Source organism: Flavobacterium sp. ZB4R12, from assembly GCF_048276375.1.
In the GTDB taxonomy this organism is placed as follows: Bacteria; Bacteroidota; Bacteroidia; order Flavobacteriales; family Flavobacteriaceae; genus Flavobacterium; species Flavobacterium gawalongense.
This window is the reverse complement of sequence record NZ_JBLNKS010000010.1, coordinates 1-12,554: the sequence shown is the minus strand read 5'-3', so window position 1 is coordinate 12,554 and position 12,554 is coordinate 1. Positions and strand designations below refer to the sequence as shown.

The following is a 12,554-nucleotide window of genomic DNA, read 5'->3' as shown; positions in this document are numbered from 1 at the left end:
TTTTACTTTTTTCTTTCTTTATACACACCGTCTCTTTCTTTATCAAAACTGCCTCCTTCATAACCACATTCTCCCATTCGAGGGGAATTCACCACATCCATACTGGCATAATCGTCAAAATCGTCGCAGGTTTTAGCATGCTTTTTGGCACAGGTATTACAAAAATAGGAATCGCCCTCCCACAAGCATACCGAACATAATACAGTCGCTGCTTTTTTATTGCAGACAGAACACATAATCTTTAAGGGTTCATTTCTTGACAGCAAAACAATGTCATCATCATCAAAGTCTAAATCATATACTTTTACGCTTTTTATAAATGTTCTGGTAGTTGTACCGTAATCATAGTCGTGGGAGACTTTGGTTTTAGGTGTTAATACATTACCAACAATATCATCCATCTCGATTTCTTCTCCTCTTTTGATATGAAAACCACTGTCATGACCACAACACTCTAACCAAATATCTCTTAGGAAATTGTCGATTTCTTCCATCTCACAAGTACTTCTCACCAGTAGCTGCAAAAACATAACATCTGCTTCAACCACTATGTGATTGAAGCCATTTGTTTTTTTTCCTTTATCTTCCTTTTCCTTTATTTTCAAATGAATCGCCAAATGCTTGCCGATGTCTTTTTGAGAAAAGTATTCATTGCAAAAAATACAATGTCCTTCTGATTGTAATTCCATATTATAATCTGTTATTTTAAAATTCAATAATACGTGTCCTTCCTACGGAACTTTTTGCTCGTTTTGTTTTTAATATCAACGGATTAAAATCCGTTGCAACAAGATTGGTCATCCCTACGGGATTTATTCATTACGTATAAGAGCCATCGGCTCGACTCATTCTGTAAGGCTGGACTTTAGTCCAGTTGACACGACGAAACTCCACGGTCATAGAGAGCCGTAGGCTCGGATCATTTCAAATCCTCAAAAATATATCTTTCATCAAAAGGGACTTCGAACTTGTCTAAAAACGCCAAATATTCCTCTTTGAATGTTTGTTTTTTATGATGTTCTTCCTGATTAGCAATGTACTTATAAACATTATCAATATGAGAATGACTATAAGAAAAAACTCCATATCCTTCCTGCCATTCAAATCGATGTTTTGTCAATTGATGGTCATTAATATACTTTGATGATTTTGCTTTTACTGTTTTCATCAATTCTGAAATAGAAACCACTGGTTTCAATCCCAAGAAACAATGCACGTGATCCTCAGCACCATTTACTATGATGGTTTTGCACCCCGTTTCATTAATCAAATTGCCAATTACGCCCATTAGTGTTGATTTCCATTCCTTGCTAATTACGGCTTCTCGGTACTTTACTGCAAAAACTGCTTGAATGTAAACTTGATGATAGATGATAGATAGTAAACTTGATGATAGGTATTTGCCATATCTATTTTTTTATGAATCATTTCTATGTTTCAAAGTTTCAAAGAAACAAAATTTGTTGCTACAACATGTGCTGTTTTACATTAACGAATTAAAATCCGTTCCTACAATATGTTCCGTTCCTACGGAACTTTTTGTTCGTTTTGTTTTTAACATCAACGGATTAAAATCCGTTGCTACAACATTGGTCATCCCTACGGGATTTATTCATTACGCATAAGAGCCATCGGCTCGATCCATTCTGTAAGGCTGGACTTTAGTCCAGTTGGCACAACAAAACGCCACCGTCATAGAGAGCGTACATATCATTACACCAACTCCCACTAAACGCCTTTTTCAATTCAACGAATTAAAATCCGTTGCTATAACATGTGCCGTTCCTACGGAACTTTTTGTCCGTTTTGTTTAATATCAACGGATTAAAATCCGTTGCTACAACATTTGTCATCCCAACGGGATTTATTCATTACGTCTCAGAGCCATCGGCTCGACCCATTTTGTAAGGCTGGACTTTAGTCCAGTTGACACAACAAAACGCTACCGTCATAGAGAGCTGTAGGCTCGGTACATATTATACAAGTTTGCCCTCAAACGCCTTTTTCAATATACTTTGTCTCAATGCCTCGGCTTGTTGTAAACTGTGACTGATACTTTCCTCCATTTTATCGGATACGCTCAAACGACTCTCGATTTCTTGAACGATTTGGTGTTGTTCTTGGATTGGTGGAAGTGGGATCAATACATTAGAAACATCAGTTTGGTTTATGCTTGCCTGGTTAACGGCTTGTTTGGCATTCTTTCTTAACTCACTTAAACCTTTTTTTGAAGTAAGATATATAGAAATATATTCCGAAAATGAAATTTCTTTTTTAACTCGAATTTTCATTATATTACTTTCAAAAACAGTTTTTTCATTTAGATGTTTTACTATTCCGCATTTTCCTAAATATGGCATACTATTTACCCTGTTAACTAAAATGTCTCCAACAGAAATCAAGTATCTGTTAATTTCATCATTAGTTAATCTAAGTCTTTTACATTGATAATCGTTTAAAATTACACCATCATAAAACCCATCTATTCTAATTATAGGTGTTCCAGTTCCATATTCAGTAGATGGTTTGTACAACCCATTTTGTGGACTTTCAGAAAACAATTCTCCAAATCTCAACCATTCCCATCCTTCGGCAATTCTCCTTCCTTAACTTTTTCATTCGTCAACTTCCCATCAAAAGCCCATTTCAAAACACTTTGTCTATAGATTTTTAATTGCTGCTGTGCAGTTTTTAAATCTTCAATACCTTTGTCTAACTCGCTGAAAAGTTCTTCTATTTTGGAGACGATGGATTGTTGAATATTTGGTGGAGCTAAAGGAATACTAATAGTTTCAAAATTTCCTTTATTTACTATAGAAACGGTTGTTCCAGTAGCTAATTTTTCTAATTGATTTCTAAAAGTTGGTGATTGTGCTTGGTAAAAGATATATTTTCCGTCAATCTTTTCATTTTCAAGTATTGCATTTATTTGCTGATTGAATGCAGCTTCTTTCCTTACAAAACCTGTTCTTCCAAGATTACCAATACAAGTAACTAATACAGTATTTGGAGGTACTATTCTAGCTTTAGTAGCTCCTTTTGAAGAAAGCATTTCTTCTGTTTCACCAATTAAGCCATCCCATAAATGTGGTGGTTTAAAAAAGGGTATATCCTTTCCATAATTAGTCATATCAGATTTTGGGGGTGTTGTACCTGTAACAACTTCACAAACTTCTTTGAGTTTAACCCATTTCCAATCTTTTGGTAATTTATTCTTTTGTGTCATTAAAGGCAAATTGTTAATAATTTTGAGTTGTAGTCAAATTAGATATTGCTGTAAAATAGCGTGTTTTTATATGATTTATTCTTATCAAATAAAAACTAATCCATTTTCTCAAATTTTGTTCTTGACGTTCCTCTATAAGCAAAAGGCGTTTTGTTCTTTTTGATTATTTTCTTAATATCTTCCCATTCCGAAATTAATTTTTTAACTAAATCCCAATAGGAAAATCCCCCATTTGAAGGGGGATTAAGAAATAAAATACCAACGCCACTTTCTATATATAACTCGCGTTGGTGTTTTTGGGATTGTATTCTAAAATCTTGGGTAATTACAATACCGTTTTCGGCTCCTACTTTTGGTATCCAATCTTCATCTTGAGCACCTTGTCCAAAAACTTCTTTGATAGAAAGTACTTCTATTTCGAAACCATCTTTTGCGTTTTGAGGTTGTTGCAAAGTATGTAAACCACGAGCCAATTGGCTGGGCATATTTTCATCAATATAGATTTTGTATTTTTTTACCATTAAGCTGCATTTTTATGAAAAGCTATGGCATCTTTAACCGATTTTAATGGAATTTCATAAATAGAAGCAATAAAATTAAGGGGTTCTTTGGCAAGATACATTCTGTAAATAGCTTCGGATTGAATACTTGTGCCATCTAATACAGGTTGTCCAAACTTTCTATGCGGATCACAAACTACTTTATGGCTTTTGCCCATTGGCCAAAAACGAGAAGCTAACATATCATTATCAAAATCTAAATTCTTAAAAAACATTTTGATAATGTCTAAATTGAATTGCTTGCTTCCATCAAGAGTTATATTTACATCATTTATTTTAAAATATACTTTTAAACCATCAGTTGAGATATGGTCTAATACTTCTTTTTTTGCAAAAGGGAAATTGGTCTTAAAATGCTCTCCTAGTTCTTTGTGTGCTTTTAAAACTGCTTTAGTTTTTACTCCGGCTAATGTAAATTGCATCATTACATAAAACTCAATGAGTGTATGAAAACCAACAGCACGAGTATTTCCAACAGACCAAGAATATTGTTGTTCATAACATTTTCCCAGTTCACCATCCCAATATTGAGTAATCCAGTTTCTAACTTTAGGGTATGGCACACGAAGAATCTGCGCAATTTCTTGCGTAGTAAAAACTCCATTGCCAAGTTGTAAATGATTTTCGAACATTTCTAAATTTAAAGTTGATACAAAATTATGCTTTTTTATGCAGCTAATACTTCATTTAATTCATTAATAATCGCATCTGTTTCTTCGCCAAACAATTGCCACATTTTACTCAATCCGCCTTCGGCATTAAAAGGGCTTAAATCAAAATCGTCTCGATCTATATGAAAACTATTGGCTACATAATCTTTCATCATGCGTAACCATTGCATTTGGGGCTCTGTAAACTTTAAAGTACCTGCTTGTTTCTTGAATACCCAATCTTGGAAATTTTTATCTACCGTTTTATCATAGGCTGTGAGCGTAGCATCAATACCGCTTACGCGTCGAATCAACGATACCAAGGCAATCAGTTCGTTTTTGGTAGAACCATTGGTTTTTTCCAATTGTTCGTAGGCGCGCCAAACGGCTAAAGGAGCTAACAAAGGTTTTTCGGTTTTTAATTTTTCGCACAAATCTTTAATCATCTTATAGGAAAACTCCCTATGGCGATAATCCTGAGCATAGAAAATCTGCAAAGCAGTAATTTCGTCTTTATGGCTTTCTATCCAAGTTTTGAAATCCGTTATTGTTGTATTTGCTGCTGCATCTTGGTCTTTTACCCAGCCGATGTTGGTAATCGTATCAATATTCACGACATCGATAATCTGGTCGTATTTCTTGCGAATATCCACAATAAAATCGCGCAAATCCGGATTGTGAAAAACGGCAACAGCATCTTCAATTAACTGTTGTTTTCCTTTTTCGATTGCAGCTTCAATTTCAATAGGCGCTTGTCCTCTTAAATTTAATTTTACTCCTAATTCTATTTTTTCAATGGAATCCGGGTCGTGTGCATTCAACAATTGTTTCACTATATGATTGATGGTAAAACCATTGGCTTGTTCAGCAAATTTGAGTTTATCTTTTTCGGAAAGTTGGCATTCCAAACGAATCAAACGATTGGCAAGCGTAGTTAACATATCCTCCGAAGTGTTTCCCATTGCCACATTAGCCAAAACATCTTTCAAAGAAACGCCGGGTGCTTTTTCTAACGGTCGGCTATCGGTTTTTTGAGAATTCTCGACACCAATAGCATCAATAATCACAAAATGGTCTTTACTGTATTTAGCCGAAGGGGTTCCTTTGGCTTTCAATTCCTCGACGGAACAGGTTCTGGTGCCACGACCTTTCATTTGTTCATAATAAGAACGGCTTTTTACATCACGCATAAATAACAATACTTCCAGCGGACGGATGTCAGTTCCTGTGGCTATCATATCTACCGTTACTGCAATACGAGGGTAATAATCGTTACGGAATTGTTGTAAGACCGATTTGGGATCTTCTAAACTTCTATAGGTTATCTTTTTACAGAATTTATTTTCTTCTCCAAATTCCTCCCGGACAATTTCTATAATGTCTTCGGATGGGAATCGGTTTTAGCAAATATGAGCATTTTCGGCACTTCAAATCCATCAGCATAAGCATCAACCAAAATTTCACTACTCCCAATTTCGGTTTCGTCTCCCTCTCCTTTGGAGAGGGTCGGGGTGAGGAACCTATCTGGAAACATAGCTGGTAAATTATCTTTCACCGCTTTGATAATCGTTCGTATGGTACTTGGGTTTACAATGTCTTTGTCTAATTGTTTGCCGCTGTATATTTCATCTTCATCAATGGCTTCCCAAAATCTTTTTCGGGTGAGTCGTTCCCGTTTGTCTACTTTTTCGCCTATGTTGATGACACTTCCTTCTTTGGTGATTTTAGTTTCTACCGTAAATACATTATACGGAACCAAAACACCATCAATGACGGCTTTTTCATACCCATAATCGCAAACCAGATTTTGGTTGAAATAACCAAAGGTTCTATTGTCTGGAGTAGCCGTCAACCCAATTTGGAACACGTCAAAATAATCCAAGACTTGTTTCCATAAATTATATATACTGCGATGGCATTCGTCAATAACCACAAAATCAAAGAACTCAATCGGTACTTTTTCATTATAGCCGACTGGAACTGCTTCTTTGGGTTCAAAGCGCAATTCGTTTGGGTTTTCTTCTTCGGCACTTTCGTCCAATTCCGTTTCCTTCAAAATAGAATACATCCGCTGAATCGTACTGATGTATACTTGACTATCATTAGGAATAAACGAACTGCTCAAACGGGTTACGCCGTACAATTCAGTAAATAGTCGATTGTCTTCACTGGCAGTATAAGAACGGAATTCGCCTTCGGCTTGTTCTCCCAAATTTTTAGTATCTACCAAAAATAGAATTCGTTTGGCTTTCGAGTATTTCAAGAGACGATAAATAAAAGAAATCGCCGTAAAGGTTTTACCTGAGCCTGTTGCCATTTGAATCAAGGCTTTCGGTCGTTGGTCTTTGAATGATTTTTCTAAATTGGCAATGGCTGTAATTTGACAATCACGTAAGCCATCAACAGCTAGGGCAGGAATATCATGTAAACGGGCGCGCAAGGTTTTAGAATCTTTCGACCATTGCAAAAAAGTTTGCGGACGATGGAAAGTAAAAACATTTCGGGAACGCGGTTTTGGATCTCTGTAGTCTGTAAAACGAGTGATTTCTCCTGTACTTTCATACACAAAAGGCAATGGGTCGTTGTTTAATAAACGGAGTTTGGCATTGGCATATTGAGAAGATTGTTCTTCAACAGAAGTCAAATGAATCCCTTCTTCTTCCCGTTTGGCTTCAATGATACCAACGGCTTTTTTATCTACAAACAAAACGTAATCCGCTGGACCAATATCAGTTTGGTATTCCCGAATGGCAACTCCCAAACCAGCCGCAAGATTTGTTTTTTTCTTATCCTGAATAATCCACCCACAATCAACTAATTGTTTGTCAATGTTATCTCGCGAAATTTGTTCTGGGTTTTGGTTGAGCATGAACTAAGTCAGAATGTAATTATGTTAAAGGTATAAAAATTAGTGGATACACTATTACAAATTTTGAGAGCTAAAATACAATTAAAAAGTAATTCCTACAATTTATAAAACCTATTATAAAACAAAAAAACCTGATTCGCTAGAAACAGGGTTTTTCAAAAGAAAGGCGACGACCTACTCTCCCCATAACTGCAGTACCATCTGCAGGGGCAATTACTTACAATTCTAAATTCGTAATTGCAATACTTTAATTGGTAGCTACATATTATTCAAACTTTTTCATAAAAGAAAATAAAATCTTTAAATTCTTTCTAAATTTTATAGATTTGTTATGAAAGTAATCTGAATTTCTAAAATCAGGTCTTTCTAAATTTCAGAAAAGGACTTGATTGATTTAAAAATATAACGAAAACTAAAAACTATATTTATATAAAGATTTTATCAATTCCAAAATAAATATCCAGATGAATAAACTTGAAATTATTGATTATATAAAACAGCATCCATCCGGCAAGGTAAAACTGGCAATCGTCGATATTGACGGTGTTTTGAGAGGAAAATACATTTCTGCCGAAAAATTCAGTACCATTTTCGAAAGTGATTTTGGTTACTGTGATGTCGTTTTTGGTTGGGATATGACCGATGTTTCTTATGACAACGGCACTTATACAGGCTGGCACACCGGTTATCCTGATGCTAAAGTAAGACTTGATTTCAACACTTTTAGGAAAATTCCCTGGGAAAACAATGTTCCTTTTTTTTTGGGTGAGTTTATCAAAAATGATGGAAGTCCACTTGAAATTTGCCCAAGACAATTATTAAAAAAAATTGAATCACAAGCTAATCAAGCGGGATTCACGCCTTTTGTTTCCCAAGAATTCGAATGGTTCAATTTTGCTGAAACACCTGAATCAGCTGCAGCCAAAAATTTCCAAAACCTTACTCCACTCACACCGGGAATGTTTGGTTATTCGATTTTGAGAACTTCTTTAAAGAATGATTATTTCACGGATTTGTTCGATTTACTGACGAAATTTGATATTCCTGTAGAAGGACTTCATACCGAAACCGGACCAGGAACTTATGAAGTTGCCATTCAATACGGAACAACGATTTTGTCAGGCGACAGAGCAACCTTGTTTAAAACTGCTGTAAAAGAAATTGCCTATAAACACGGGGTTATGGCAACTTTTATGGCAAAAATTTCAGAAAATTTGCCTGGTTGCGGAGGTCATATTCATCAAAGTATTTGGAATGCCGATGCCAGCAAAAATCTGTTTTTCGACGAAAAAGACCCAAACAAGATGAGTGATCTGATGCGCAGTTACATAGCAGGACAATTGCTTTGTTTACCAGAAATATTGCCAATGATTGCCCCAACAATAAACTCATACAAAAGATTAGTTGAAGGAGCTTGGGCACCAACAACCCTTACTTGGGGAATTGATAATCGCACCGTGGCGTTGAGATCATTGCCTGCAGGTTCAAAATCCTGCCGACTGGAAACCAGAATCGTTGGTGCCGACACCAATCCTCACTTGGCAATAGCCGCTTGTATGGCTGCCGGTTTGTATGGTATAAAAAACAACTTGGAATTGAAACAACCCCGAACTCTCGCAAACGGATACACCGACGAAAGCAACGGACGACTTTCAAAAAATTTGATTGACAGCACCTTCAAAATGCGTGATTCAAAAATTGCCAATGAACTTTTTGGCGATACCTTTGTAAAACATTTTACGGAAACAAGAGAATGGGAATGGCGCCAATTTGCTAAAGTTGTTACTGACTGGGAAATGAAAAGATATTTCGAGATAATATAATGTCTTCTTAAAACTGGAGTAATGAAAATACAAAAATCTTAAATTATAAAAGCATAACAATGATTTCACAATTTAATTTTCCAACAACGATACGTTTTGGAGCTGGAGTAATAAAAGAACTACCCGAATATTTGAAGAAAAATGGTTTCAAAAAACCATTATTGGTAACAGATCCAAATGTCTTTGCCTTGCCTTTCTTCAAGACAATAGTTGCCGATTTGCAAAATGCAGGTTTTGAACCGGAAGTGTTTTATGACATTCATAAAAACCCTGTAAAATCAGACGTTTACAAAGGTGGCGATGCTTATGATAATGCCGAATGCGATTGCATTATTGGCATTGGTGGCGGTGCCGGCTTAGACGTGGCAAGAGCCATTGCCTTGCGAATCAATCACCGGGAAGACCTATTTAAATACGACGATTTAATAGGCGGTGATGTGTATATTACCAATGACGTGCCAACGCTTATCACCATTCCTACCACAGCCGGAACCGGAAGCGAAGTGGGTCGAAGCGCTATTATTTCGGACGATGAAACACACCAAAAAAAGATATTGTTTTCGCCAAAACTGTTGGCGGCAATCGTTTTTGCCGATCCAATGCTCACGATGGAATTGCCGGCATTTATCACGGCAGCCACCGGAATGGACGCTTTGACGCATAATATGGAAGCATTTTTGGCAAAAAATTACCATCCTATTTGTGATGGAATTGCACTTGAAGGAATGCGATTAATCAGCGAATCCTTGGAAAAAGCCACCAACAATCCCGATATGGAATCGCGTTCTAAAATGTTGTTGGGCTCGATGATGGGAGCCATCGCTTTCCAGAAAGGGCTTGGTGTGGTGCACTCTTTGGCACACCCACTTTCTACTTTGTTAGATACACACCACGGATTGGCAAATGCCGTGAATATTCCTTATGGAATGCGTTTCAATATTGCAGGAAACGAGGATAAGTTCAAAAGAATTGCCCAAACCTTGGAACTAAAAGAACATACCGGCGAAGCTGTTGTACAATATCTTTTTGACTTGAATACCAAAATAAATATTCCGCATAAATTAAGTGCTATCGGAGTGAAATTAGAACATATTGAAACTCTTGCTGATTTAGCAATTGAAGATTTTGCACACCCAAATAATCCAAAACCGGTAAGCAGGGAAGATTTCAAAAAACTGTATTTAGAAGCCCTTTAAAAATGAAAATTGGAGTAACATTTTCCGAAACAAATTATCACAATTATCCTCGCTGGATAAAAGGAAATGATGAAAACATCGACATCGTTGAACTGTCGTATGAAAAAAATAATTTGCAAGATGTCGCCAATTGCGATGCGGTCGTGTTTACTGGCGGTATCGATATGGAACCCAACGAAAAGGTAGATTATGCAAATGCACCTGAAACATTCAATACAAAACGGGATACATTTGAAATGGAGGTTTTGGCAAAAGCCTTGAAATCACATAAACCAATCTTGGGAATTTGTAGGGGTTTGCAATTAATCAATGTTTACAAAGGTGGAACTTTGCATTTAGATAATGGCGAAAGCAAAAACGAAATTCATAAAAAAGGAACAGAAGACAAAAAACACCAAGTTCAAGTAGAGAAAAACTCCTTCTTTTATTCGATTGTGAAAGAGGAATCTGGGGAAGTTAACAGTTCACATCATCAATCCATTGAAAAATTGGGAACTGATTTAAAAGCAGTCGCGCATTCCGAAGATGGAGTTATAGAAGTTATAGAATCTACAAATCCAGAGGAACAATTTCTTTTGGCGGTGCAATGGCATCCAGAAAGAATGGGAGATTTAGAAAGTCCTTTCAGCAAAAACATACGAAAAGCTTTAATAGAAAAAATATGCAATTAGAAATAATAAATCCTGCAAACGGAAAGGAAATAGCAAAAATAAACCAAGATAATAAAGCAAGTTTGTCTAAAAAATTTACTGATTTAAAGAAAGGACAACTCGATTGGCAAGCCAAAACAGTAGAACAAAGACGGAAAATCATAATGATATTCCACGATTTGTTGGAAAAAAATATAGAAACCCTAGCTGAAATTTTAACGTCTGAAGTTGGCAAACCCACACAACAATCCAGAAACGAAATCAATGGCGCAAGAGCCAGAATTTCCTGGCTTTGCAGCAATGCGGACAAATATTTGGCGGACGAATATATGGTGGAACAAGACGGAATGGGAGAGAAAATTGTCTATGAACCTCTTGGAGTTATTTGCAATATATCGGCTTGGAATTATCCTTATTTAGTGGGAATCAACGTGATTGTACCTGCGCTACTTGCTGGAAATGCAGTATTGTACAAACCATCGGAATTTTCCAGTTTAACGGGATTAGAAATCCAAAAACTGCTTTTGGAAGCTGGCGTTCCCGCTAATGTTTTCCAAATTGCCATTGGAAAAGGAAACATAGGAGCAGCATTATTGGAAATGGATTTTGACGGCTATTTCTTTACCGGTTCTTATAAAACGGGACAATATATTTATAAAAAAGTGGCTCCGAAAATGGTTCCTTGCCAAATAGAACTTGGCGGAAAAGATCCTCTTTACATAACCAACGATGTCGAAGATGTGAAAAATATTGCAATTGGCACTGCTGATGGAGCCTTTTACAACAACGGGCAAAGTTGTTGCTCGGTAGAACGCATTTATGTCCAAGAAAAAAAATATGATGCGTATGTACAGGCTTTTGTTGAAGAAGTAAAATCTTGGAAAGCGGGTTTACCAACAGAAGAAGGGGTATATTTAGGAGCATTAACAAGACCCGAACAAATTGAAATCTTGGAAAACCAAGTGAAAGATGCCTTGGAGAAAGGAGCAAAATTGGAATGTGGCGGAAAACGAATCAACAAACCCGGCAACTATTTTGAACCAACGGTTTTGTCTAATGTCACTAACGATATGCTCGTGATGCAGGAAGAATCTTTTGGACCAATTATCGGGATTATGAAAGTCCAAGATGATGAGCAAGCCATTCATTTGATGAATGACACTGATTATGGATTGACAGCTTCGGTGTATTCTGTATCACAAAAACGCGCCGAAGCAATTCTTACAAAAGTAAATTCAGGAACGGGTTATTGGAATTGTTGTGATAGGGTTTCTCCAGCGTTGCCTTGGTCTGGACGAAAACATTCCGGTTTTGGCGCTACACTTTCACATGCGGGAATTCGGGCTTTTACCAAACCCAAAGCCTATCATTTAAGAGGAGATTGGAAGAAATAAAATAGGATTAATCCTAAAAAATAATACTTGATCCTTCCCTCTTTCACTGTATTAAAAAAAGTTAGGAGCAAAAAAAATCCTCATCAAATTCATGATGAGGATTTATAGAATCTGAAACGGGTTCAGATTAAAGAAAGGCGACGACATACTCTCCCACATAACTGCAGTACCATCTGCGCAGGCGGG

Annotated in this window: 12 protein-coding genes; 4 read left to right on the top strand and 8 right to left on the bottom strand. The window is 36.5% G+C overall.

Translation table 11 applies throughout. The annotated features are described in order from the left end of the window. Positions 1-2: 2 nt before the first annotated feature. The 8 genes from ACNO7W_RS08585 to ACNO7W_RS08550 form a co-directional block, all read right to left on the bottom strand. Positions 3-689 (bottom strand): hypothetical protein, encoded by a 687-nt coding sequence (locus ACNO7W_RS08585; protein WP_417937803.1) that lies wholly within the window; start codon positions 687-689, stop codon positions 3-5. 230 nt (positions 690-919) lie between these two features. Then, positions 920-1,375: an IS200/IS605 family transposase gene (gene tnpA, locus ACNO7W_RS08580; RefSeq protein WP_417937922.1), complete on the bottom strand. Its 456-nt coding sequence runs from the start codon at positions 1,373-1,375 to the stop codon at positions 920-922. Between the two features lie 601 nt (positions 1,376-1,976). Continuing rightward, entirely contained in the window at positions 1,977-2,576 is a 600-nt protein-coding gene (locus ACNO7W_RS08575; protein WP_417937802.1) for a restriction endonuclease subunit S, read from the bottom strand. Continuing rightward, positions 2,573-3,226, bottom strand: a complete 654-nt coding sequence (locus ACNO7W_RS08570) for a restriction endonuclease subunit S (protein ID WP_417937801.1) — start codon at positions 3,224-3,226, stop codon at positions 2,573-2,575. The genes ACNO7W_RS08575 and ACNO7W_RS08570 overlap by 4 nt, the downstream gene beginning before the upstream one ends. A 95-nt stretch (positions 3,227-3,321) precedes the next feature. After that, entirely contained in the window at positions 3,322-3,747 is a 426-nt protein-coding gene (locus ACNO7W_RS08565) for a hypothetical protein (RefSeq protein WP_417937800.1), read from the bottom strand. Further along, complete coding sequence (locus ACNO7W_RS08560; RefSeq protein WP_417937799.1) at positions 3,747-4,418, bottom strand: DUF433 domain-containing protein; 672 nt, start codon at positions 4,416-4,418, stop codon at positions 3,747-3,749. Before ACNO7W_RS08560 ends, ACNO7W_RS08565 begins: the two co-directional genes overlap by 1 nt. A gap of 35 nt (positions 4,419-4,453) precedes the next feature. Further along, positions 4,454-5,674: a type I restriction-modification enzyme R subunit C-terminal domain-containing protein gene (locus ACNO7W_RS08555; RefSeq protein WP_417937798.1), complete on the bottom strand. Its 1,221-nt coding sequence runs from the start codon at positions 5,672-5,674 to the stop codon at positions 4,454-4,456. Positions 5,675-5,808: 134 nt separating this feature from the next. Further along, positions 5,809-7,305, bottom strand: a complete 1,497-nt coding sequence (locus ACNO7W_RS08550; protein WP_417937797.1) for a DEAD/DEAH box helicase family protein — start codon at positions 7,303-7,305, stop codon at positions 5,809-5,811. Positions 7,306-7,769: 464 nt separating this feature from the next. Here ACNO7W_RS08550 and ACNO7W_RS08545 point away from each other — a divergent pair, with 464 nt between their 5' ends. From ACNO7W_RS08545 to ACNO7W_RS08530, 4 genes are read left to right on the top strand one after another with little or no spacing between them, the layout of a single operon-like run. Further along, complete coding sequence (locus ACNO7W_RS08545; RefSeq protein ID WP_417937796.1) at positions 7,770-9,128, top strand: glutamine synthetase family protein; 1,359 nt, start codon at positions 7,770-7,772, stop codon at positions 9,126-9,128. A 59-nt stretch (positions 9,129-9,187) separates the two neighbouring features. Continuing rightward, a complete protein-coding gene (locus ACNO7W_RS08540) occupies positions 9,188-10,324 on the top strand; it encodes an iron-containing alcohol dehydrogenase (protein ID WP_417937795.1) in 1,137 nt (378 codons plus the stop codon). A gap of 2 nt (positions 10,325-10,326) precedes the next feature. Then, entirely contained in the window at positions 10,327-10,995 is a 669-nt protein-coding gene (locus ACNO7W_RS08535; RefSeq protein ID WP_417937794.1) for a gamma-glutamyl-gamma-aminobutyrate hydrolase family protein, read from the top strand. Continuing rightward, positions 10,986-12,368, top strand: coding sequence for an aldehyde dehydrogenase family protein (locus tag ACNO7W_RS08530; protein WP_417937793.1), 1,383 nt, complete (start codon positions 10,986-10,988; stop codon positions 12,366-12,368). The genes ACNO7W_RS08535 and ACNO7W_RS08530 overlap by 10 nt, the downstream gene beginning before the upstream one ends. Positions 12,369-12,554 lie beyond the last annotated feature (186 nt).

What these genes read in the sequence shown, in the direction of transcription:
- ACNO7W_RS08585 (WP_417937803.1), bottom strand. Translation starts at nt 689, where the DNA reads ATGGAATTACAATCAGAAGGACATTGTATTTTTTGCAATGAATACTTT.
- ACNO7W_RS08570 (WP_417937801.1), bottom strand. Translation starts at nt 3,226, where the DNA reads ATGACACAAAAGAATAAATTACCAAAAGATTGGAAATGGGTTAAACTC.
- ACNO7W_RS08565 (WP_417937800.1), bottom strand. Translation starts at nt 3,747, where the DNA reads ATGGTAAAAAAATACAAAATCTATATTGATGAAAATATGCCCAGCCAA.
- ACNO7W_RS08560 (WP_417937799.1), bottom strand. Translation starts at nt 4,418, where the DNA reads ATGTTCGAAAATCATTTACAACTTGGCAATGGAGTTTTTACTACGCAA.
- ACNO7W_RS08555 (WP_417937798.1), bottom strand. Translation starts at nt 5,674, where the DNA reads ATGATAGCCACAGGAACTGACATCCGTCCGCTGGAAGTATTGTTATTT.
- ACNO7W_RS08550 (WP_417937797.1), bottom strand. Translation starts at nt 7,305, where the DNA reads ATGCTCAACCAAAACCCAGAACAAATTTCGCGAGATAACATTGACAAA.
- ACNO7W_RS08545 (WP_417937796.1), top strand. Translation starts at nt 7,770, where the DNA reads ATGAATAAACTTGAAATTATTGATTATATAAAACAGCATCCATCCGGC.
- ACNO7W_RS08540 (WP_417937795.1), top strand. Translation starts at nt 9,188, where the DNA reads ATGATTTCACAATTTAATTTTCCAACAACGATACGTTTTGGAGCTGGA.
- ACNO7W_RS08535 (WP_417937794.1), top strand. Translation starts at nt 10,327, where the DNA reads ATGAAAATTGGAGTAACATTTTCCGAAACAAATTATCACAATTATCCT.
- ACNO7W_RS08530 (WP_417937793.1), top strand. Translation starts at nt 10,986, where the DNA reads ATGCAATTAGAAATAATAAATCCTGCAAACGGAAAGGAAATAGCAAAA.